Consider the following 20,012-nt stretch of genomic DNA (forward strand, 5'->3'; position numbering starts at 1 on the left):
CGTCAGCCCTGGTTGGCCGCGGGCTCGGGGGCGCGGGGGGCGGCGGGCGTCTCGTGCCCGTCGCGCTGCTCGACGACCAGCGAGTGCGCGGCCGGCGTGGGCAGGGCCTTGAAGACCCAGGTCCGGTAGGACCAGAAGCGGAACACGGTCGCCACGCCCATGCCGACGAACTTGAAGACGTTGTTGGCGAGCGAGCTGTCGAAGCCGAAGCCGTACGTGCCCACGTAGAGCACACCGCTCTCGATGACCATGCCGATCAGGCTGAACAGGACGAAGAGGACCATCTCGCGGCGCCGGCTGCCCAGGTCGCGGTCACGGTAGGTGAAGTAGCGGAACCCCACGTAGTTCGTGATGATCGCGACCACGATGGCTATCACGTTCGCGCGCACCGTCTGCAGGTCGGTCGTGCTGCGCAGCAGGTTGAAGACGCCGAAGTTGACCAGGACGCCCGCACCGCCGACCGCCCCGAACTTGACGACCTCCCGGGCCAGACCGCGGAAGCGCTCGGACAGCGGTACGGCGTTCGGCGTGCTGCTCATGTGATGGTTCAGTCCTGTCCGTCGTCGTCGCCCCCGGGGCGGCGCGTCACCCGATGTCGTCAATCACACCATGCTAAGTGTCCCCCGTGGCGGGAGTCCGCGCCCCGGCACCCCGTGCGACGCACGGCACACGGCTGCCTCCGGGGGACGACCGACGGGTCCGCGCCAGGGTCCCGTCCGAATGGCGGAATACCGGCGGATACCCTGGAGGCGTGACGTTCCCGGTAGTCGGCATGGTCGGCGGCGGTCAGCTCGCCCGCATGACCCACGAGGCGGGTATCCCCCTCGGCATCAGATTCAAGATCCTCAGTGACACCCCACAGGACTCGGCGGCCCAGGTCGTGAGCGACGTCGTCATCGGCGACTATCGCGATCTGGAGACGCTGCGCGCCTTCGCGCGCGGCTGCGACGTGATCACCTTCGATCACGAGCACGTACCCACCGAGCACCTCCGGGCCCTGGAGTCGGACGGCATCCCCGTCCGGCCGGGGCCCGACGCGTTGGTGCACGCCCAGGACAAGGGGGTGATGCGCGCCAAGCTCGACGAGATCGGCGCGCCCAGCCCCCGCCACCGGATCGTGAGCGATCCGGCGGACGTGGCGGCCTTCGCGGAAGAGGTCGGCGGGTTCCCCGTCATCCTCAAGACGGTGCGCGGCGGGTACGACGGCAAGGGCGTGTGGTTCGTCCGCACCCCCGAGGACGCGGAGGCCCCCTTCAAGGCGGGCGTCCCGGTCCTCGCCGAGGAGAAGGTGGACTACGTCCGCGAGCTCGCGGCCAACATCGTCCGCTCCCCGCACGGCCAGGCGGTGGCCTACCCCGTCGTCGAGTCCATCCAGGTGGACGGGGTCTGCGACACGGTGATCGCCCCCGCCCCCAACCTGTCCGAGTCCCTCGCGGGCGAGGCCCAGACCCTCGCCCTGCGCATCGCGCGTGAGCTCGACGTGACCGGCCACCTGGCCGTGGAGCTGTTCGAGACCACCGACGGCCGCATCCTCGTCAACGAACTGGCCATGCGCCCGCACAACAGCGGCCACTGGACCCAGGACGGCGCGGTCACCTCCCAGTTCGCCAACCACGTCCGCGCGGTCCTGGACCTCCCCCTGGGCGACCCGCGCCCCCGGGCCCGCTGGACGGTCATGGCGAACGTGCTCGGCGGGGACTACCCCGACATGTACGCGGCGTACCTGCACTGCATGGCCCACGACCCGCAGGTGAAGATCCACATGTACGGCAAGGACGTGAAACACGGCCGCAAGGTCGGCCACGTCAACACCTACGGCGACGATCTGGACGATGTGCTGGAGCGCGCACGTCACGCAGCCGGCTACCTCAGAGGGACGATCACCGAATGAGCACTTCCCCCGTCGTGGGCATCGTCATGGGCTCGGACTCCGACTGGCCCGTCATGGAGGCCGCCGCCCAGGCCCTGGACGAGTTCGAGATCCCCTACGAGGTCGACGTCGTCTCCGCCCACCGCATGCCGCGCGAGATGGTGGCGTACGGCGAGCAGGCCGCCGACCGCGGCCTGAAGGCGATCATCGCGGGCGCGGGCGGAGCCGCCCACCTGCCCGGGATGCTCGCGTCGGTCACCCCGCTGCCCGTCATCGGCGTACCGGTCCCGCTGAAGTACCTCGACGGCATGGACTCGCTGCTGTCGATCGTCCAGATGCCCGCCGGGGTCCCCGTCGCCACCGTCTCCGTCGCCGGGGCGCGCAACGCGGGCCTGCTGGCCGTACGCATGCTGGCCGCGCACGACCCGGAGCTGCTCGGCCGGATGCGCGACTTCCAGCAGGAGCTGAACGACCAGGCCACCGAGAAGGGCAAGCGGCTGCGTACGAAGGTCGCGGGCGCGGAGTCCTTCGGGTTCGGCAAGTGAGCGCGGCGGACCTGCTGGCGCAGGCCCGGGAGCTGCTCACGGAGTACCCGGTCGTCGACGGGCACAACGACCTGCCCTGGGCGCTGCGCCAGCAGGTCCGCTACGACCTCGACCGGCGGGACATCGCCGGCGACCAGTCGGACCACCTGCACACCGACCTCCCCCGGCTCCGCGCCGGCGGGGTCGGCGCCCAGTTCTGGTCCGTGTACGTGCGCTCCGACTACAGCGGCGACGAGGCGGTCAGCGCCACCCTGGAACAGATCGACGCCGTCGACCAGCTGATCACCCGTTACCCCGGCTCGCTGGTGCGCGCGCTGACGGCGGACGACATGGAGGCGGCCCGCGCCGAAGGCCGGATCGCCTCGCTGATGGGCGCCGAGGGCGGCCACTCCATCAACAACTCGCTCGCCACCCTGCGCGCCCTGCACCAGCTGGGCGTGCGGTACATGACGCTCACCCACAACGACACCATCGACTGGGCGGACTCGGCGACCGACGAACCCCGGCACGGCGGCCTCACCGGCTTCGGCCGCGAGGTGGTGCGCGAGATGAACCGCATCGGCATGCTCGTGGACCTCTCGCACGTCGCCCCGACGACGATGCGCGACGCCCTCGACACCTCGCGGGCGCCGGTGATCTTCTCGCACTCCTCGGCGCGCGCGGTCTGCGACCACCCGCGCAACGTCCCCGACGACGTGCTGGAGCGGCTGCCCGGCAACGGCGGGGTGGCGATGGCCACCTTCGTGCCCAAGTTCATCCTCCCCGCCGCCGTCGAGTGGACCCTCGCGGCGGACGAGAACCTGCGCGCGCACGGCTTCCACCACCTCGACACCACCCCGGAGGCGATGGCCCTGCACCGGGAGTTCGAAGCGGCCCGTCCGCGCCCGGTGGCCACCGCCGCCACCGTCGCCGACCACCTGGACCACATGCGCGAGGTGGCCGGCGTCGACCACATCGGCATCGGCGGCGACTTCGACGGCACGGCGTTCACCCCGGAGGGCCTGGACGACGTGTCGGGCTACCCGAACCTGATCGCGGAACTGATCGGGCGCGGCTGGTCCCGGGCCGACCTGGCGAAGCTGACCTGGTCCAACGCGGTACGGGTGCTGCGCGACGCGGAATCGGCGGCCCGGGAGCTCTCGGCGCTCAGCGGCCCGTCCAACGCCCGCCCCTGACGGCCCCGGCGTACGGGGCCCGGGCCCAACCCCGGACCCCGGCCCGGCCCGGTCCGCGCCCGGACCCCGGCCCGGACCGCGCCCGGACCCCGCCAGGACCGTGGCCCGGTCCGGCTGCCGGCTCCCGGCCCGGCCCGGCTCCCGGCCCCCGGCCCGGTCCGGCCCCCGGACCCCCGGAGGCCGCCCCCGCACCGGGGCACCACCCGAATGCCACACCTGCCGGGCGGCCCCGGCGCCCTCCGTGTCACGGTGGCACCATCTTCTCTCCCTGCTGCCGCCGAGACCGGAGCCACTGCCATGGCCGACCTGCAGGATGAACCCCACTCCGTGGGCGTCGGAGCCGAAGACGTCCCCGCCCCCGCCTTCGCGGGCGGCGCCCTGGACCGCGCAGCCGCGCTGCTCGCCGTCCATCCCGTCGCGGACGGGTGCAACACCCTCGTCTGGACCCTGCGCCAGAGTCCGTACCACGACATCGACACCCCGGACACCGGCGTCGACACCGACATCCCCCGGCTGCGCGCCGGCGGGGTGGGAGCCCAGTTCTGGACGCTGCTCGTGCCCCCGGGCCGGCCGCGCGAGGGCGCGGCCGCCGACCAGGTGGTGTCCGACACCCTCGAACAGATCGACGTGGCGCGGTCCCTGATGCGCCGCTATTCCGACAGCCTCTGCCTCGCGCTGAGCGCCGACGACATGGCCGACGCCCGCAACCGGGGCCGGATCGCCTCGTTCCTCGGCCCGGTCCCCGGCAGTACGCTCACCGATTCCCTCGGCGCGCTGCGGGCCTTCCACGCGCTGGGCGTCCGCGTCCTGGCGCCCGCGGGCGCCCCCTGGGCCGAGGAGGGCCTGACGGCCTTCGGCCACGAGGTGGTCAAGGAGGTGAACCGGCTGGCGATGCTGCTGGACCTGACGGGCTGCCCGCCGGCCGCGGCCTGCCAGCTCGCGGCGGCGTCCAAGGCGCCGGTGATCATCTCGAACACGGGGGCCGCCGCCCTCAACCCGCATCCGGGCAACGTCACGGACGAGGTGCTGCTCGCGCTGCGGGCGGCGAACGGACTGGCGATGGTCACCTTCGACACCGCGCGGACCGGGGACTCCCTGCACGCGGTGGCCGACCACCTGGACCACGTACGGGCCGTCGCGGGCCCGGACTGCGTCGGACTCGGCGCGGCCTTCGGCGCCGAACGGGGCGGCCCCCGCCCGACCGGCCTGGCGGACCCCTCGGGCTACCCGCACCTGATCGCGGAACTACTGGAACGCGGCTGGTCGGAATCCGACCTGGCCCTGCTGACCTGGGGCAACGCCCAGAGGGTGCTGCGCGACGCGGAGTTCACGGCCCGCGCCGCCCAGCACCGCAGAGCGCCCTAGGGCCTGTCCGGCGCCGGCTCGGGCAGGACGGTCGCCTTCCACAGCCGGATCACGGACCACACCGTGGCGTAGAGCAGGAGGCCGTTGCGCGCGCACAGCAGGATCGTGCCGAACGTGCTGGTGGTGAGGATGTCCCAGTACGAGACCGGGAAGATCAGCGTGGTCAGCGGGTTGGCGGCGACGAGCAGCCAGGCGATCGGACGCTGGGTGGTGTTCTTGGAGGTCAGGCAGACGGCGGCGAGGCCGAGCAGCCAGATCATGTACTGCGGGCTGATGACGCGGCTGGTGACCGTGAAGACCAGGATCGCGCAGAGCGCGGCGTCGAAAGGCGTCGCGCTCGTCCAGTGGTTGGCCCGGACGCGCCACAGCAGGAGCAGCAGGAAGCCGGCCACGGTCAGGGCGAGCGAGGCCCGAGCGATGTCCGGCACGTACGGGCCGATGTACTCGAAGGCGCCGTACTGGTACTCGATCCCGCCGGGCCACAGGTCCAGGAAGCGGGCGGCCATCAGCACGGAGCCGCCGAGGGACTCGATCTGCACGCCGCGGTCGCCCTGGTTGCCGAGGAAGCCGAGGGTGTCGCGGAACAGCACCGCGAAGACGGCGAGCAGCGCCGCGCAGGACAGCGCGGCCGCGACGAAGGCGTCCCGCGTCGACTTGCCGCGCGGGGTGCCGAGCAGGGTCAGCAGCGGCCACACCTTGACCATCGCGCCGATGCCGGCGACGACCCCGCCGGCCTTGGGGCGGTTGCGCAGGGCGAGCAGCGCGAAGACCGCGAGCAGGGTGACCTGGATGTCGTAGCGGGCGAAGGGGGTCGCCATCATCATCGGCAGCGTCACCAGCCACACCAGGGCGCCGGCCATGCTGCCGTCGCTCCTGCGCGCCGCCCGGACGAGGCCGAGCAGGACCACGCCGTCGCAGAGCACCGTCAGGGCCACGAAGGCCTGGAAATAGGTGAGGAACGGCAGCAGGTCGGGCGAGAGGAAGATCGCCGCGGCGGCCGGGGGGTACTGCCACATGATGTCGTTCTGCGGCAGCGTCCACGTGACGAGGATGTCGTACCAGTTGTGGTAGGTCCCGGTGACCTCCACGCGTACGAGGTTCGAGCTGAAGAAGTCGTTGACGAGCATCCACAGCATCGCGGCCCGGCTGGCCAGCCAGAAGACGGCGATGCCGAGCAGGGCCGCGCGTCCTCGCGCGGCCGCTTCGAAGGACGCCCGCCGGCCGCGCGCGGCGGGCACCGCCGGCGCGGATGCGGTGGCGGCCGGAGGGCTGCTGGTCGTGGTCATCGGCGCAAAGCCTACCCAGTCGGTTGTCCGATTTGGCGGAGATCTTTTGGCCGGGGTCGTTCGGGAGCGGGCTACGCCTGCGGCCGTCCCATGGCCCGGTACGTCCAGCCGGCCGCCCGCCAGCGCACCGGGTCCAGGGCGTTGCGCCCGTCCAGGACGAGGCGGTCGGTGACGACGGCGCCGAGCTCGGCGGGGTCGAGGTCGCGGAACTCGCGCCATTCGGTGAGGTGCAGGACGACCTCGGCGCCGCGGGCCGCCGCGAGCGCGGAGTCCGCGTAGCCGAGGGTGGGGAAGACGCGGCGGGCGTTGTCCATGCCCTTGGGGTCGTAGACGGTGACCTGGCCGCCCTGGAGGTGGATCTGCCCGGCGACGTTGAGCGCGGGGGAGTCGCGCACGTCGTCGGAGTCGGGCTTGAAGGTGGCGCCGAGGACGGCGACCCGCTTGCCGAGGAAGGAGCCGCCGACGGCCTCGCGGGCCAGCTCGACCATGTGGCCGCGGCGGCGCATGTTGATGGAGTCGACCTCGCGCAGGAAGGTCAGGGCCTGGTCGGCGCCCAGCTCGCCGGCGCGGGCCATGAAGGCGCGGATGTCCTTCGGCAGGCAGCCGCCGCCGAAGCCGATGCCGGCGCGCAGGAACTTCGAGCCGATCCGCTCGTCGTGGCCGATGGCCTCGGCCAGCTTGACCACGTCGCCGCCCGCGGCCTCGCACACCTCCGCCATCGCGTTGATGAAGGAGATCTTGGTCGCGAGGAAGGAGTTCGCGGCCGTCTTGACCAGTTCCGCGGTCGGGAAGTCGGTGACCACCAGCGGGCTGCCCTCGGACATCGGGGTCTCGTACACCTCGCGCAGCAGCTTCTCGCCGCGCTCGCCCCGGACTCCGATGACGATCCGGTCGGGGTGCAGGGTGTCCTGCACGGCGAAGCCCTCGCGCAGGAACTCCGGGTTCCACGCCAGCTCCACGTCCGCGCCCGCCGGGGCCAGCTCCGCCAGCTTCGCCGCGAGCCGCGCCGCGGAGCCCACCGGCACCGTCGACTTGCCGACCACCAGCGCCGGCCTGTCCAGGTGCGGGGCCAGCGACTCGAACGCCGCGTCCACGTACGACATGTCACAGGCGTACTCGCCGTGCTTCTGAGGGGTGTTCACGCAGACGAAGTGGACGTCGCCGAACTTCCCGAGCTCCTCCCACGACCGCGTGAACCGCAGCCGCCCGGTGGATCCCGGCAGCCCCGCCACGTGCCGGGCGAGCAGCTCCTCCAGGCCCGGCTCGTACATCGGGGCCCGGCCGGCCTCCAGCATCGCGATCTTCTCCGGGACCACGTCCAGGCCCAGTACCTCGAAGCCGAGTTCCGCCATGGCCGCGGCGTGGGTGGCGCCCAGGTAGCCGGTACCGATCACGGTGATCTTGAGGGGGGCCATGGATGCTCCAGAGGTGCGGGGCCGTTTGCGGCCCCCGAGCATAGTCGGGCCGGTCCGGGGGGACGTTCCCAGGAGCATCCGGCTGTCACGCAGCTCACGTACGTGCCGCATATCGCTGTAAGGACGCCGGGAACTAGAATTTGGGTTACTTAACGGTAGTTAGCATCCCGCGCCGAGCGTGCGACAGCGAGACACACGGCTGTCGGCGCCCCACGGCGCGTGACCTTGGGGAGTGAGAGATCTTGGCGGGTTCTGCCGACTTCGACCTGTACCGCCCGGCCGAGGAGCACGACATGCTCCGCGAGTCCGTCCGCGCGCTCTGCGAGGCGAAGATCCTCCCGTTCGCGGCCGCGGTCGACGAGGAGGCCCGATTCCCGCAGGAGGCCCTCGACGCCCTGGTCGCCAACGACCTGCACGCCGTCCACGTGCCCGAGACCTACGGCGGCGCCGGCGCCGACGCCCTCGCCACCGTGATCGTGATCGAGGAGGTGGCTCGCGTCTGCGCCTCCTCCTCCCTCATCCCGGCCGTGAACAAGCTCGGCTCCCTCCCGGTGATCCTCTCCGGATCCGAGGAGCTCAAGGCCAAGTACCTCGGCCCGCTGGCCAAGGGCGACGGGATGTTCTCGTACTGCCTCTCCGAGCCCGACGCGGGCTCCGACGCGGCCGGCATGAAGACCCGCGCGGTGCGCGACGGCGACTTCTGGGTGCTCAACGGCGTCAAGCGCTGGATCACCAACGCGGGCGTCTCCGACTACTACACGGTCATGGCCGTCACCGACCCGGAGAAGCGCTCCAAGGGCATCTCGGCCTTCGTCGTCGAGAAGTCCGACGAGGGCGTCTCCTTCGGCGCCCCGGAGAAGAAGCTCGGCATCAAGGGCTCCCCGACGCGCGAGGTCTACCTCGACAACGTCCGCATCCCCGCCGACCGCATGATCGGCGCCGAGGGCACCGGCTTCGCCACCGCGATGAAGACCCTCGACCACACCCGCATCACCATCGCCGCCCAGGCCCTCGGCATCGCCCAGGGCGCCCTGGACTACGCCAAGGGCTACGTCCAGGAGCGCAAGCAGTTCGGCAAGCCGATCGGCGACTTCCAGGGCGTCCAGTTCATGCTCGCGGACATGGCCATGAAGATCGAGGCCGCCCGCCAGCTGACCTACGCGGCCGCCGCCAAGTCGGAGCGCGTTGCCGCCGGAGGTGAAAAGGAGGACCTGACCTTCTTCGGCGCCGCGGCCAAGTGCTTCGCCTCCGACGTGGCCATGGAGGTCACCACGGACGCCGTCCAGCTCCTCGGCGGCTACGGCTACACCCGCGACTACCCGGTCGAGCGCATGATGCGCGACGCGAAGATCACGCAGATCTACGAGGGCACGAACCAGGTCCAGCGGATCGTCATGGCCCGCAACCTGCCGTAACGCGGCCCGGCCCGTACGCGCGCGAAAGGCCCCCGCATCCGCCGGGGGCCTTTCCGTCGCCCTCCTTTGTAACGATTGCGATCCAGCGGGCGGCCGGGCCGCGAGCGCGTGCCCCCGGTGGGCTGCCGCGCCCCGCCCGAGGGGGAGGCTCCCCGTCCGCCCGCACCGCCCGCACCGCCCGCGGCCCGCGGGCGGATCTCGCGGGCGGGGTTTCGCCGCTGAGCAGCGGGTCTTCGGCCGCGCGGCCCGGACGCCGTGCATATAGAGGGGACGGGCGGGCCCACGCGCCCGCGCGGAGCGCGGAACCCGCCGTAACCGGAACGTTGCCGGAGGCGGCCCGCCCGGCCCGCCTCCGGGCTTTGCACCGCCCGGGATGGGCTAACTTTGAAGCTTCGTACGCCCGAACCGGTTGGGGAGAGAACAAAATGACGGAAGCGATCCTGCTGGTCGGTGGGCAGGGGACGCGACTGCGCCCCGTGACGGTGAACACCCCCAAGCCGATGGTTCCGGCAGCGGGCGTCCCGTTCCTCGCCCACCAGATAGCCAGGGCCGCCGCCGCCGGTGTCACGCACATCGTGATGGCCACCTGCTACCTCGCCGAGGTCTTCGAGCCCTACTTCGGCGACGGTTCCGACTTCGGCATCACCCTCGAATACGTCGTCGAGGACGAGCCGCTGGGCACGGGCGGCGCCATCCGCAACGCCGCCGAGCGCCTGACCGGCGGCCCGGACTCCCCGGTCCTCGTCTTCAACGGCGACATCCTCACCGGTCTCGACATCGCCGGCCTGGTCGAGTCGCACCAGGCGGCCGACGCCGACGTCTCCCTGCACCTCGTGCGCGTCGAGGACCCGCGCGCCTTCGGCCTGGTCCCCACCGACTCCGACGGGCGGGTGCTCGCCTTCACCGAGAAGCCGGAGACCCCCGAGGAGATCATCACCGACCAGATCAACGCCGGCTGCTACGTCTTCCGCCGCAGCGTGATCGACTCGATCCCGGCCGGCCGGGCGGTATCCGTCGAGCGCGAGACCTTCCCCGGCCTGCTCGCCTCCGGTGCCAAGCTCCACGGCGTCACCGAGGACACCTACTGGCTGGACCTCGGCAAGCCCGAGTCCTTCGTCCAGGCCTCCGCCGACCTGGTGCGCGGCATCGTCGCCTCCCCGGCCGTCCCCGGCCCGCGCGGCGAGGCCCTCGTGCTCCCCGGTGCCGAGGTGGCGGAGGGCGCCAAGCTCTCGGGCGGTACCGTTGTGGGTGCCGGCGCCCGGATCGAATCGGGCGCTGTCGTCCAGGGCTCCATCGTGCTGGACGGCGCGATCCTCGGCGCGGACACGGTGGTGAGCGCCAGCCTCATCGGCGCAGGCGCCTCGGTGGGAACGCGCACGGTGCTGACGGGCGCGGTCATCGGCGACGGTGCCGTCGTGGGGGCTGACAACGAACTTCGCGCAGGGGTGCGGGTGTGGTGCGAGGCTGAACTGCCCGACGCCGCCGTCCGCTTCTCCTCCGACCGGTGACCAACTTCAGTGAGGCACAACCTGTGATAGGCGAGCAGCAGACTCCCCGCGCGACCGACGTCGCAACCACGAAGCTCCCCGACACCTGGGCGGACACGCCGCTCACCGTGGTCATGCCCACCTACAACGAGGCGGGCAACCTGCCGGGCATGGTGGAGCTGCTCATGGGTCTCGACCAGCCGGGCCTGCGCCTGCTGATCGTCGACGACTCCTCGCCCGACGGCACCGGCAAGATCGCCGACGAGCTCGCCGAGGGCTTCCTCACCGAGGACGGCAAGCCCCGCATGTCCGTCCTGCACCGCACCGCGAAGGACGGCCTCGGCCGTGCCTACGCGGCGGGCATGGCCAAGGCCGTCGAGGACGGCGCCGAGTACGTGCTCCAGATGGACGCCGACGGCTCCCACCCGGCCGGCAAGATCGCCGAGATGCTGGGCGTCGCCCGCTCCACCGGCGCCGGTCTCGTCGTCGGCTCCCGCTACGTGCCGGGCGGCACCCTCTCCGACGCCTGGGGCGCGCACCGCAAGCTGCTCTCCCGCTGGGCCAACGCGTACGCGAGCACCATCCTGGGCACCCGCGTCCGCGACATCACCGGCGGCTTCAACCTGTGGAGCGCCGGCGCGCTCAAGGCGATCGACCTCGCGTCGATCGGCAGCGCCGGCTACAGCTTCCAGGTGGAGATGAAGTTCAAGGCCCTGCGCCGCGGCTTCCAGGTGATGGAGGTCCCGATCCACTTCGAGGACCGCACCGTCGGCGAGTCCAAGATGAACCTGGCCGTCCAGCTGGAGTCCATCGCCATGCCGTGGAAGCTCCGCGCCCGCGCCGGCAAGTAGCGCACGGACGGTAGGACGGAACGAGGAGGAGGGGTACCCCGGGCGGGGTACCCCTCCTTCCTTTCTTCCCGCGCGGTCTCGCGGTGTCGCGGTCTCGCGGTCTCCGCTCCGGGGGCCCGGGCCGGATCACTGCCCCCTGACGGTCACCTTCTGGTCGTTCTGGATCTCCTTGACCAGCTGCTGCACCTTCGCCTTGTCCCAGACGAGGTTGCCGCCGCGCTGACCGGAGATCGGCATGTTCATCGACACGCCCTCACCGCCGCTGATGCCCTTCATCGCGAAGAACATCTGCCCCATGTCCCACAGCCCCATCTCCTTGTCCACGATCAGCGTGTCCAGGCCCGCACCCATGACCGGGTAGAGGGAGAACGGGTTCAGGACCGTGCCCGGCGTGGCCGCCTGGCTCGCGAGCGCGGAGAGGAACTTCTGCTGGTTCTTCGTCCGCTGGAGGTCCGACTCGGCGAAGGCGTACCGGGTGCGGACGAAGGCCAGCGACTGCTCGCCGTTGAGGGTCTGCTTGCCCGCCTTGAAGTCGGCGCCCGACTTCTCGTCCTTGAAGCCCTGTTCGATGTCCAGCTCCACGCCGCCGAGCGCGTCGACGATGTTCGCGAAGCCGGCGAAGCCGATCTCGGCGTAGTGGTCGATGCGCAGCCCGGTGTTGAACTCCACCGTCCGCACCAGCAGCTCCGGCCCGTCCTCCGCGTACGCGGCGTTGAGCTTGGTCCGCTTTCCGGTGCCGGCGAACTTCTTGCCCGACTGGGAGCCGACGAAGGAGGGGATCTCCACGTCCGAGTCGCGCGGCAGCGAGATCATCGTGTTCCCGCTGGAGCACTTCGCCAGGATCATCATCGAGTCGGTGCGCTTGCCCTCGGCGGAGCCCGTGTGGAGCTTCTTCTTCTCCTCGTCGGACATCCCCTCGCGGCTGTCGGAGCCCACGATGAGGTACGTGGTGCAGTCGCCCTCCTTCGGGCGTTCGATGACCTTCGACAGGTCGACCTCGCGGCGCACCTGGGAGTCCGCCCAGAAGTAGGTGCCGATGCCGGTCACGAGGAGTACGGAGACCACCGCGATCGAACCGATCTTGATCCGCTTGCGCCAGTCCGGGGCCGGCCCCTGCGGCCGGCCGGGCCCGCCGGGCGGCCGCTGACCCGGCCCGCCGGGGCCGGCGGGACGGCCGTACACCTGGCCGGTGTTGTAGCCGCTGTCGTACGCGGAGTCGGGGCCCTGCGCCTGCTGCTGCGGCACCCCGTACCCCGGACGGCCGCCCGGCGGCGGGGCCTGCGGCGGGACCGGCGGGCGCTGCGGCTGCCGCTGCCGCTGGACGTGGCGCATCCGCTGCGCACCGTCCGGCTGCGCCTGCCCGCTGCCGCGCCCGTACCCGTCATCGCGGCGGCCCCGCGCGTCGCGCTCGCCGTACCCGTCCCAGTCACTCATGCGGACAAGGATGCCCGCCCGGGACCGCCGCCCGACACCCCGGTCCACGCTTCGTACCGCGCCTGTTGCACACCTGATGCCTACGGGCCGCCTTTAAGGTGGCTGTATGACACAGATACCGGACGCACCCGAGGGCAAGCCGATCTCGGCGTCCCGGACCACCCTCAGCCACATCATGACGGCCAACGACACCAACCTGCTCGGCACCGTGCACGGCGGCGTGATCATGAAGCTGGTGGACGACGCCGCCGGCGCCGTCGCCGGACGCCACTCCGGCGGGCCCGCCGTCACCGCCTCCATGGACGAGATGGCCTTCCTCGCCCCCGTCCGCGTCGGCGACCTGGTCCACGTCCGGGCCCAGGTCAACTGGACCGGCCGCTCCTCGATGGAGATCGGCGTACGCGTCCTCGCGGAGCGGTGGAACGAGTCCACCCCCGCCACCCAGGTCGGCAGCGCCTACCTCGTCTTCACGGCCGTGGACTCCGACGGCAAGCCCCGCACGGTCCCGCCCGTGATCCCGGAGACCGAGCAGGACGAGCGCCGCTACCAGGAGGCCCAGATCCGCCGCACCCACCGGCTCGCCCGCCGGCAGGCGATCACCGAGCTGCGTGCGCGGCGCGCCGCCGAGGGCATCGAGGAGTGATCCATTCGGCGGCGGCAGCGGCCCCCCGTAGACTGCTGCGCTGACGTACGACCGCCCGGCACCCGGGCGGTGGCGTGGCCCCCACCAGTCGCTGCCGCGGAGATGCACTCACGATGCCGAAGGCCATGCCGCCACCGCCGGATCCGAGGACCCGGCCGGCGATCCCGGGCCCGCGCACGGGCACCCCCGGAGCCCGCCCGCCGCGGCTGCGTGCCCTGGACGGCCCGCGGCCGGCGGCCACGCCGATGGTGGTCACGGTGTGGGGCGGCAAGCCCGAGAAGCTCATGCGGCGGATGCCGGACGCCTCCGGCCCTGCCCTGCCGAAGTCCGACCCACCCGTACGCAGCCGCGCCGCGACCGTCGAGCGCCCTGCCGTCTCCGCAGAAGGCACTTCCACCCGATGACCTCCGCACGCACGCTGCCCGATTCCCCGGCCGGTCCGGCCGGGCGCCGACGCGCCGGGACGGGCGAGGAGCCCGCGGCCCCCCGTCGGCCGCAGGCCCGCTACGACTGGCTGTGGGCCGCCCTGCTGACCCTCGCCGTCGCCGCCTTCGGCATCGGCCGCGCCCAGCTCTGGCGGGACGAACTCGCCAGCTGGAACGCCGCCTCGCGGAGCACCGGCGAGCTGCTCGACATGCTGCGGCACGTCGACGCCGTCTCCGGCCTCTACTACCTCCTGCTGCACGGCTGGGTCTCCGTATTCGGGGACTCCATCGCCATGCTCCGGCTCCCGTCGGCGCTCGCCATGGCCGGCGCCGCCGCCTTCGCCGTCCTGACGGCCCGTACGCTCTTCGACCGCCGGACGGCCGTCTTCACCGGGCTGCTCTTCGCCTTCGTGCCCGCCGTGTCCCGGTACGGGCAGGAGGCGCGGTCGTACGCCTTCGTCGTGCTCGCCGTCAGCGCCGCGACCTGGCTGCTGCTGCGGGCGCTGGAGCGGCCGGTCCTGCGGCGCTGGGCCCCGTACGCCCTCGCCGTGGCGGCGGCCGGGCTGTTCCACGTCGTGTCCCTGCTCATCCTGCTGCCGCACGGCCTGATCGTGCTGCTGCGCTGGTGGGGGGACCGGCGCGGGCGCACCGTCGCCGCGTTCGCGCTGACGGTGGCCGTCGCCCTGCTCCCCGTGGTCCCGCTGGTGCTGCTCGGGCGGCGCCAGGTCGGCCGCCAGATCAGCTGGATCAAGACCCCGCGCCTGCGGACCGTCGCCGAGCTGTGGGACAGCCTCTTCGGCTCCCCGATGGTCGCCCTCGCCCTCGCCGCGCTGGTGCTGCTCCCGCTCGCCTGGAGCCGGGGCCGGCGGCCCGCCGTGGAGCTCCTGCTGACCGGCGCGGCCCCGATCGTGGCCGCCTGGGTGGTCTCGCAGGGCAGCACCTCGTACTTCATGGACCGCTACCTGCTCTTCACCCTGCCCGCCTGGGCGGTGCTCGCGGCCGCCGCCCTGGCCGCGCTGCGGCCGCCGCGGGCCGGGGCGCTCGTGCTGGCCGGGCTGATCCTCCTCGGCCTTCCCGACCAGCGGCAGATGCGTACCGAGTGGGCCAGGGTCGAGCTCGACGGCCAGGCCGTGGCGCAGATCATCGCCAAGGGCTACCGGCCCGGGGACGGGTTCGCGCCCGTGCGCGGCGACGACAAGGTGTTCATGATCGACTTCCAGGTGGGGTACTTCCTGCCGGAGCGCGTCCACCTCAGGGACGTCTTCACGGAGCGCTCGGCGCTGGAGCGCGACGACCTGTTCCCCAAGGAGTGCGCCCGGCCCGTGGAGTGCCTGCGCGCCACCCCGCGGGTGTGGGTGGTGACCTGGAGCGGCACGGACGACCCGTTCCACAAGTTCCCGAAGGGGCAGGCCGACGCGCTGCGCAGCCACTTCCGGGTGGTCGAGAGCAAGACGGTGCGCGGCCTGACCGTCTCCCTGCTGGAGCGCGCCGCCTAGGGCCTGTTCACGGCCCGCACACGACCTGGTCGCCGGTGACGGCCTGGCCCTCCCCGCCCTGGTAGGGGTCCTCGGCCCGCACCGGCACCACCTTGCGGTAGTCCGAGCCGGCCGTCACCAGCACCGTGCGGCCCTGCCCGGCGACCGCGCGCAGCTCGCTGCCCGGCAGCGCCGCCGCCACCGTGCGGGCGGAGCGGTCCCAGCGCGGGTCGTACGCGATCACCGTGCGCCGGACGTGGCGGCTGGCGGCGTTGCCCGGGGCGCGGGTGGTGTCGAAGCCGGTGGCGCGCAGGGCCTCGTCCACCCGGCCGCCGAGCCCGTCGATCCGGGTCCCGTTCTCGACCTGGACCCGGATCTGCTGCGGCGGCACGTCCACCGGCACGGCGGCGGGCCGCTGCCGCCCGCCGGCGCCCCCGCCGGGCCTGGGCGGGGCGAGCGGGCGGTCCTGGCGCAGCGACTCGAAGAGCCGGGCGGCCTTCGGCTCGTCCCACTTCACCGTCGAGCCGATGCCCTTGACCGGGTACGACGCGTCCCCGACCGGCACCGAGGCGAACTCGGACGAGGAGGGCGTGAAGTCGCGCATGGCCTGACCCAGCGCCAGCATCTGCTCCGAGCCGAAGCCGCGGTCGGCCCGCACCGACCCCAGCAGGGTGGAGCTGACCTCCTTGAACTTCACCGGGTTGAGCAGCACCCCGCCCCCCGTGGCCTGTTTGACGAGGGCGGCGACGAACCGCTGCTGGCGCTGCATGCGGCCCAGGTCGGAGGCCCCGTCGACATGGCGGGAGCGGACGTACTGCAGGGCCTGGCCGCCGCTGAGCCGGTGCGTGCCGGGCAGCAGGTCCAGGCCGGTGTTCTGGTCGTGCAGGGCCTTGACGGTGCAGATCTCCACGCCGCCCATCGCGTCGACGGTCTTCATGAAGCTGCTGAAGTCCACCTCCAGATAGTGGTCGATCTTGACCCGGGTCATGTTCTCCACGGTGCGCACGGTCAGGTTCGGCCCGCCCTCGGCGTAGGCCGCGTTGAGCTTCACGGGGTGGGGCCGGTGCGGCTTGCCGGTCACCGGGTCGGGGTGGGCGGGCAGCTCGGCGTAGCTGTCCCGGGGCAGGCTGACCACGCTGGCCCGTTCCCGGTCGGCGGAGAGGTGCACCAGCATGATCGTGTCGGTGCAGTGGCAGGGGGCGCCGCCGAGCCGGTACTCGCGCTTCTCGTCCGGGCTGATCCTGTCGCGGCCGTCGGTGCCGACGAGCAGGAAGTTCATCCCGTGCCCGGCCTGCGGGCGGTTCTTCATGTCCTTGAAGGGGTCGACCCGTTCGATCCCGGTGTCCAGGCCGGTCATCACCGCGTGCCCGACGGCCCCGGACCCCAGCACCACCAGCGACATCCCGGCCGCGATCCGCACCCCCCACCGGGGCCGGCCGTCCCGGCGCCGGCCCTGACGGCCGCCGCCGCGCGCACGCTGCGGCTGGGAGGACCTGGCGGGTGGGGTGGGACGGTGCGGCTGGGGCACGGTGGACACCTCCGCGGGGACAGCACGGGGACGGAGCCGGCGGTTCGCTCACGGTGCTGACCGGCCGGCACATCGGGCAGATTTGTCAGAACAGTAGGCCCATACGATCAGCTGCTGTCCGTACCGCTCGTCCGCCGCGCACCCGTTTCCCCCGTACGCGGTAACGTGACACCGATACCCGACCGTGAAGGACGCCATGCCCGCCCAGCAGCCCGCAGTCTCGGTGATCATGCCGGTGCTCGACGAGGAGCGCCACCTGCGTGACTCCGTCCGGCACATCCTCGGACAGGAATACGCAGGCGAGATGGAGGTGGTGATCGCGCTCGGGCCGTCCACGGACCGCACCGACGAGATCGCCGCCGAACTCGTACGCGAAGACCCCCGCGTCCACACCGTCCCGAACCCCACCGGACGGACCCCCGCCGCCCTCAACGCCGCGATCAAGGCCTCGCGCCACCCGATCGTCGTCCGCGTCGACGGCCACGGCATGCTCTCCCCGAACTACATCGCCACCGCGGTCCGCCTCCTGGAGGAGACCGGCGCGCAGAACGTCGGCGGCATCATGCACGCCGAGGGCGAGAACGCCTGGGAGGAGGCCGTCGCCGCCGCGATGACCTCGAAGATCGGCGTCGGCAACGCGGCCTTCCACACCGGTGGCCAGGCCGGCCCGGCCGATACCGTCTACCTCGGCGTCTTCCGCCGCGAGGCCCTCGAACAGCAGGGCGGGTACAACGAGGAGTTCATCCGCGCCCAGGACTGGGAGCTGAACTTCCGCATCCGCGAGGCGGGCGGGCTCATCTGGTTCTCGCCCGAGCTGAAGGTCCAGTACCGCCCGCGGCCCTCCGTACGGGCCCTGGCCAAGCAGTACAAGGACTACGGCCGCTGGCGCCACGTCGTGGCCCGCTACCACTCGGGCTCCATCAACCTGCGCTACCTGGCCCCGCCGGCCGCCGTCTGCGCGATCGCGGCCGGTGTGGTGGCGGGCGTGGCCGTCACCCCGTGGGCCTTCGCCGTCCCGGCCGGCTACCTCGCGGCGATCACCGCCGGCTCCGTACCGGCGGGCAAGGGGCTGCCGCTGAAGGCCCGGGCGCAGATCCCCGTCGCCCTCGCCACCATGCACATGAGCTGGGGCTTCGGCTTCCTCACCAGCCCGCGCTCGCTGGCCCGCAAGGTCATCGCGAGCCGCCGCCCGTCGGTTGCGGGCCCGGTCCCCGCCCGGGACCGCTCGCAGGTCTGACACCTCCCGTCCGGACCCGGACACGGTGGAAGGGGTGACCCGGTCCTTCGCGGACCGGGTCACCCCTTCGCGTTCATCCGGGCCGGCTCACCAGCGGTACGGCTTGTAGACCTCCATGCAGGCCCCGGTGTCCGAACCGTTGAGGGCGTCGGCCGTGTCCGGCACGGAACCGGCCTCCGGGGGCGCCTGCTGCGGGTAGGCGGCGCCGTCGCGCCAGTCGCCACCCACGACCAGGGTGATCCGGGAGACGTCCGCCGACTGCTGCACAGCGGTGCCCGGGATGCCCATGGCCGCCGCCACGCTCTGCGCCTCGTCGGCCAGGTCGGGGGTCGGGTAGCGCACCACGGTGGTCTTCTCCGGGGTCAGCGCGCTGTCCGCGCGGGCCCCCGTGAAGCCCTTGGAGACCAGGGCCTCCGCCACCACGTTCGCCCGCCGGGGCGCCAGCGGCATCTTCTCCACGGCGGTGCCGTTGACCACGTTGACCTGGATCTTGTCCGGGGCGGTCGACGGCTCCTTCGACGGCTCCTGGCTCGGCTGGCCCGGCTGTGCCGACTGGCCCGGCTGCGCGGGCTGCGAGGCGCCCGGGGCGGGAGCGGACGGCGAGGCCTGCGCGGAGGGGCTCTGCGGGGCCGTCGGAGTGCCGTTCTTGTCGAAGGCCACGTCCTTGCGGAGCATCGCCCACAGCTTGTCGGCGTCCGCGGGGTTCACGATGAGCCGGTCCGGGTCCGAGGGGTCCTGGAAGGTCGGCATCGTCGTCATCGTGATGCGGTTGGTCGGCACGTCCTTGAGCTGCATGGCCAGGTTGTAGAGCTTCTTGACCGAGCCGATCTCCTCGGAGACCTCCAGCGCCTTGGTCCCGGCCTCCGCCAGCGCCGTGATCCGGCCGACGTCGGTGAAGGCGTTCTGGCTCTTCAGCTCGCGCATCATCGAGTTCATGTACATGTGCTGGGCCTGCGCCCGGCCCAGGTCGCTGCTGAACGCGTGCCGGGTGCGCAGCCACTGGAGGGCCTGCTCGCCCTTGACCCGGGTGGTGCCCTTCTGGAGCTTGAGGCCGGAGCCGCCGCCGGAAGTGGCCAGCGGCCGGTCCCAGACGTTGTCCTTGACGCAGACCGGGACGCCGCCGACCGCGTCGGCCATCTGCACCACACCGGAAAAGTCGATCATCATCCAGTGGTCGATGTAGACGTTGGTCAGCTTCTCCCACGTGGCCAGCGTGCAGCCGGGGCCGCCGCGGCCGAGGGACTCGTTGATCATCGCCCGGGTCTTCTTGAACTTCTCACCGGTCTTCGGGTCCGTGCACTCGGGAATCTCGACCCGGGTGTCGCGCGGGACGCTCACCACGGAGGCGTTCTCGCGGTCGGCCGACACGTGCAGCAGCATCTGCACGTCCGCGAGCGGGGGGTTCCCCACGGTGTCGCGGCTGCCGCCGAGTTCGACGTTCTCCGGCTTGTTGCGGCTGTCCGAGCCGATCAGCAGGATGTTCAGCGGCCGCTGGCCCTTGGCGTTGGCGTGGGTCTTCTCCACGCCGCTCTCTCCGCTCAGGCGCTGCCCGCTGCGGATGTTGCCGTCGAGATGACGGTAGTAGAGGTACCCGGCCGCCGAGGTCCCCAGGATCAGGAACGCCATGACGGACGCCACCCAGAACAGCACCCGGCGGCGCCGCCGCCGCACCGGGCGCCCACCGTCCGGGGGCCGGGTCGTACCCGAGCCCTTCCGGGGCGGGGGCACCGAGGCGGCGGCTTTCCCGTCGCCGTCGGATATGCCGTCGGCGGCCTGGTCGGGCGCCCCCTCCCCCCGCACGCTGCTGTGCTTCACGCGTCCCCCCTCAAGATCACTACTGGTCGGTATGGTGCCGGTCCCA

17 protein-coding genes are annotated in these 20,012 nt (G+C 72.3%); 11 read left to right on the forward strand and 6 right to left on the reverse strand.

Annotated elements, in window-relative coordinates; genetic code table 11:
- Positions 1 to 2 precede the first annotated feature (2 nt).
- Positions 3 to 539: a GtrA family protein gene (locus tag ACZ518_RS27700; protein WP_469115710.1), complete on the reverse strand. Its 537-nt coding sequence runs from the start codon at positions 537 to 539 to the stop codon at positions 3 to 5.
- Positions 540 to 772: 233 nt separating this feature from the next.
- On the opposite strand from ACZ518_RS27700, the gene ACZ518_RS27705 reads away from it, so the two are divergent.
- From ACZ518_RS27705 to ACZ518_RS27720, 4 genes are all read left to right on the forward strand, one after another.
- Positions 773 to 1,891, forward strand: coding sequence for a 5-(carboxyamino)imidazole ribonucleotide synthase (locus ACZ518_RS27705; RefSeq protein WP_469115760.1), 1,119 nt, complete (start codon positions 773 to 775; stop codon positions 1,889 to 1,891).
- Complete coding sequence (purE, locus tag ACZ518_RS27710; RefSeq protein ID WP_469115711.1) at positions 1,888 to 2,415, forward strand: 5-(carboxyamino)imidazole ribonucleotide mutase; 528 nt, start codon at positions 1,888 to 1,890, stop codon at positions 2,413 to 2,415. Before ACZ518_RS27705 ends, purE begins: the two co-directional genes overlap by 4 nt.
- Positions 2,412 to 3,590: a dipeptidase gene (locus ACZ518_RS27715; RefSeq protein WP_469115712.1), complete on the forward strand. Its 1,179-nt coding sequence runs from the start codon at positions 2,412 to 2,414 to the stop codon at positions 3,588 to 3,590. The genes purE and ACZ518_RS27715 overlap by 4 nt, the downstream gene beginning before the upstream one ends.
- A gap of 297 nt (positions 3,591 to 3,887) precedes the next feature.
- Positions 3,888 to 4,955, forward strand: a complete 1,068-nt coding sequence (locus ACZ518_RS27720; RefSeq protein WP_469115713.1) for a membrane dipeptidase — start codon at positions 3,888 to 3,890, stop codon at positions 4,953 to 4,955.
- Here the strand turns inward: ACZ518_RS27720 and ACZ518_RS27725 are convergent.
- Together ACZ518_RS27725 and ACZ518_RS27730 are read right to left on the reverse strand one after the other, a co-directional pair.
- Entirely contained in the window at positions 4,952 to 6,241 is a 1,290-nt protein-coding gene (locus tag ACZ518_RS27725) for a glycosyltransferase 87 family protein (RefSeq protein ID WP_469115714.1), read from the reverse strand. The genes ACZ518_RS27720 and ACZ518_RS27725 overlap by 4 nt on opposite strands.
- Before the next feature lie 71 nt (positions 6,242 to 6,312).
- The gene (locus ACZ518_RS27730) at positions 6,313 to 7,656 is read right to left on the reverse strand and encodes a UDP-glucose dehydrogenase family protein (RefSeq protein ID WP_469115715.1); all 1,344 of its coding nucleotides are present in this window, start codon (positions 7,654 to 7,656) and stop codon (positions 6,313 to 6,315) included.
- A 242-nt stretch (positions 7,657 to 7,898) separates the two neighbouring features.
- Here ACZ518_RS27730 and ACZ518_RS27735 point away from each other — a divergent pair, with 242 nt between their 5' ends.
- From ACZ518_RS27735 to ACZ518_RS27745, 3 genes are all read left to right on the forward strand, one after another.
- A complete protein-coding gene (locus ACZ518_RS27735) occupies positions 7,899 to 9,071 on the forward strand; it encodes an acyl-CoA dehydrogenase family protein (RefSeq protein ID WP_469115716.1) in 1,173 nt (390 codons plus the stop codon).
- Between the two features lie 425 nt (positions 9,072 to 9,496).
- The gene (gene manB / locus ACZ518_RS27740) at positions 9,497 to 10,579 is read left to right on the forward strand and encodes a mannose-1-phosphate guanylyltransferase (RefSeq protein WP_469115717.1); all 1,083 of its coding nucleotides are present in this window, start codon (positions 9,497 to 9,499) and stop codon (positions 10,577 to 10,579) included.
- Between the two features lie 113 nt (positions 10,580 to 10,692).
- Positions 10,693 to 11,409, forward strand: a complete 717-nt coding sequence (locus tag ACZ518_RS27745; RefSeq protein ID WP_427715320.1) for a polyprenol monophosphomannose synthase — start codon at positions 10,693 to 10,695, stop codon at positions 11,407 to 11,409.
- A 126-nt stretch (positions 11,410 to 11,535) separates the two neighbouring features.
- Here the strand turns inward: ACZ518_RS27745 and ACZ518_RS27750 are convergent, their stop codons facing one another.
- Positions 11,536 to 12,843 carry an LCP family protein gene (locus tag ACZ518_RS27750; protein ID WP_469115718.1) on the reverse strand — a complete coding sequence of 436 codons (1,308 nt, stop codon included), beginning with the start codon at positions 12,841 to 12,843 and terminating at the stop codon, positions 11,536 to 11,538.
- Positions 12,844 to 12,949: 106 nt separating this feature from the next.
- Between ACZ518_RS27750 and ACZ518_RS27755 the strand changes: the two genes are divergently transcribed.
- From ACZ518_RS27755 to ACZ518_RS27765, 3 genes are all read left to right on the forward strand, one after another.
- Entirely contained in the window at positions 12,950 to 13,486 is a 537-nt protein-coding gene (locus ACZ518_RS27755) for an acyl-CoA thioesterase (RefSeq protein ID WP_469115719.1), read from the forward strand.
- A 113-nt stretch (positions 13,487 to 13,599) separates the two neighbouring features.
- Positions 13,600 to 13,890 carry a hypothetical protein gene (locus ACZ518_RS27760; protein ID WP_469115720.1) on the forward strand — a complete coding sequence of 97 codons (291 nt, stop codon included), beginning with the start codon at positions 13,600 to 13,602 and terminating at the stop codon, positions 13,888 to 13,890.
- Positions 13,887 to 15,407: a glycosyltransferase family 39 protein gene (locus tag ACZ518_RS27765; RefSeq protein ID WP_469115721.1), complete on the forward strand. Its 1,521-nt coding sequence runs from the start codon at positions 13,887 to 13,889 to the stop codon at positions 15,405 to 15,407. The genes ACZ518_RS27760 and ACZ518_RS27765 overlap by 4 nt, the downstream gene beginning before the upstream one ends.
- A gap of 7 nt (positions 15,408 to 15,414) precedes the next feature.
- Here the strand turns inward: ACZ518_RS27765 and ACZ518_RS27770 are convergent, their stop codons facing one another.
- Positions 15,415 to 16,923 (reverse strand): LCP family protein, encoded by a 1,509-nt coding sequence (locus tag ACZ518_RS27770; protein WP_469115722.1) that lies wholly within the window; start codon positions 16,921 to 16,923, stop codon positions 15,415 to 15,417.
- A 187-nt stretch (positions 16,924 to 17,110) separates the two neighbouring features.
- Here ACZ518_RS27770 and ACZ518_RS27775 point away from each other — a divergent pair, with 187 nt between their 5' ends.
- Entirely contained in the window at positions 17,111 to 18,151 is a 1,041-nt protein-coding gene (locus ACZ518_RS27775) for a glycosyltransferase family 2 protein (protein WP_469115723.1), read from the forward strand.
- A gap of 87 nt (positions 18,152 to 18,238) precedes the next feature.
- On the opposite strand, the gene ACZ518_RS27780 is transcribed toward ACZ518_RS27775, so the two are convergent.
- Entirely contained in the window at positions 18,239 to 19,966 is a 1,728-nt protein-coding gene (locus ACZ518_RS27780) for an LCP family protein (protein WP_469115724.1), read from the reverse strand.
- Between the last annotated feature and the right edge of the window lie 46 nt (positions 19,967 to 20,012).

This window comes from Streptomyces sp. NPDC033966 (genome assembly GCF_055575955.1).